Origin of the sequence: Pseudomonas eutrophicaquae, from assembly GCF_023544715.1 — a bacterium.
Classification (GTDB): Bacteria; Pseudomonadota; Gammaproteobacteria; order Pseudomonadales; family Pseudomonadaceae; genus Geopseudomonas.
This window is the reverse complement of sequence record NZ_JAMJEZ010000050.1, coordinates 1-1261: the sequence shown is the minus strand read 5'-3', so window position 1 is coordinate 1261 and position 1261 is coordinate 1. Positions and strand designations below refer to the sequence as shown.

Below are 1261 nucleotides of genomic sequence, written 5' to 3'. Positions count from 1 at the left end.
TTATCGACAACTCGACGAGTCAGCCCTGGCGGCATGACTCAAACCAGAGAGCCTCCGGAGTTCCCGGGGCGGTTCAGTAGTACTTGCCATTCAGAACGACTCGAAGGATGACTTAGGCTGTTATGCCGCCCTTGGAGCGAAGACACCTAAGCGGATAGCGCGTGAGCCAGATCTGCCAGTCTGTAAGCGATACGCAGATGAGCTCATTGCGCAGGCACGACGCAGTGCAGTGCATGGCCTAGGGCAAAGCGGCACGTCGTAATTTCGAACCTCCCCTCGCCATGGTCTGGACAAAAACTGGAGGGTCCGATCATGAGCCAACTAATCCGCCTGAACGACGTGAAAGCCCTGACTGGTCTGGGTCGCTCGACCATCTACAAGTACATCAAGCTGGGCATCTTCCCGGATGCAGTGAAGCTCGGCGGCCGCTCAGTGGCTTGGGTTGAGGTCGAGGTACAGGCCTGGATCGCCGAGCGCATCAGGGAGCGTGACCAGCAGGTGCCCGTAGCCGCAGGGTAAGCGGCCCCGCAACATCCAAGCCCTGCAGTCGGTTCACGCCGGCTGCAGGGCTTTTTTGCCGGAGTGACAGAGGAGGCTGATTTGCCAGGCCAGCCCGGAGTTGAAGGGGGCGATTGATCAAGGGAACATGGGGTGAGATATGGCCAGGCATCCTCTGTAATACCTGTATGCTTTATAAGATTACCCATCCATTCCATACAGGCATATCAGTACCCAGTACTCCATGACGATCATCATCCGTATCAGAGGAAGGGATACATCAATACCCCATAGCCACACGATCCGATCAGGCCATCAGCATCGATCAGGTAGCCATCAGACGTAAAAAGATACCCACCCAGCACTGGTTATGAATCCACCAAAACGGAGACATGACCATGCGTCGTCACCCTCAGAACCACAACCTGCACATCCACCACGATCACACCTACCAAGGCCTGCCCGTCATGCACGAGAAAGGCCCGTTCATTCGTGAGCACCTGCAACGCCTGTACGACACGATGCAACGAGCACTCGATGAGCACCCTCGGACATTTGCCTTCCGGGTAGAGCTGAAGTTCCCCAGCAGCGGCATGCTGCCCAGCTACGCCTTCAGGAATGAGGTGATCAGCCGGTTCTTCGAGTCCTTCAAGGCCAAGATCGAACACAACCGCAGCATGGCCAGATGTAGTGGTCAAGCCATCCCGGACAATGGGTTAAGTTTTTTCTCGGCAACGGCGGGCGGCAGCCCGTCATTGGCCTG

General features: G+C 56.6%; 2 protein-coding genes. Both read left to right on the top strand.

The window, feature by feature from the left end:
- The first annotated feature begins 312 nt into the window (after positions 1-312).
- The gene (locus tag MXC11_RS12055) at positions 313-519 is read left to right on the top strand and encodes a helix-turn-helix transcriptional regulator (RefSeq protein ID WP_250010418.1); all 207 of its coding nucleotides are present in this window, start codon (positions 313-315) and stop codon (positions 517-519) included.
- 377 nt (positions 520-896) lie between these two features.
- A partial coding sequence (locus tag MXC11_RS12050) for a YagK/YfjJ domain-containing protein (protein ID WP_250010417.1) occupies positions 897-1261 on the top strand: 365 nt, incomplete at its 3' end.

Coding starts and splice junctions, on each gene's coding strand:
- MXC11_RS12055 (WP_250010418.1), top strand. CDS start 313: ATGAGCCAACTAATCCGCCTGAACGACGTGAAAGCCCTGACTGGTCTG.